Source organism: Treponema sp. UBA753, assembly GCF_002297325.1.
Taxonomy (GTDB): domain Bacteria; phylum Spirochaetota; class Spirochaetia; order Treponematales; family Treponemataceae; genus Treponema_D.
In genome coordinates this window covers 3,862-4,267 of the sequence record NZ_DBKJ01000110.1, presented here as the reverse complement: position 1 = coordinate 4,267, position 406 = coordinate 3,862, and the positions used below count along the sequence as shown (strand labels likewise).

Here is a 406-nt window from a genome sequence, read left to right as displayed (position 1 = left end):
GAGCAGATATAGAAAAAGAAGCCAAGGAAATGGCAAAGTCTATGGCAACAGAAATGGCTGAAAAAATGGTGGAAGAAAAAACTGCTGCCATAGCAGAAGAACAGGCAGCTGAAAAAGTTGAGGAGACTGCAAAAAATATGCTTGCGGAAAAGATTGCGCCGGAAGTGGTTGCAAGGTGCACTGGTCTTTCTTTGGAGCAGGTGAAAAAGCTTGCCAGTGAAGCGTAGATTCCGTTAAAGAATTCCGCGGAATTTGCCGAAAATATAGCGTTGCTTCTACAAACCGTAGGCACTTCGAAAGGTTACAAAAATTTAATTTTTTTTGTTGACTTATAGATTGTCTTGGGGTAGAATAACGATATGATATCGTATGGTATCGCAAAAAATAAGGAGGCTAAGAGATGAAA

General features: G+C 40.1%; 1 pseudogene. It reads left to right on the top strand.

Annotation, left to right across the window (positions count from 1 at the left end):
* Window positions 1-227: pseudogene (locus B4C08_RS08955) on the top strand (hypothetical protein); the annotation flags it as partial.
* Between the last annotated feature and the right edge of the window lie 179 nt (window positions 228-406).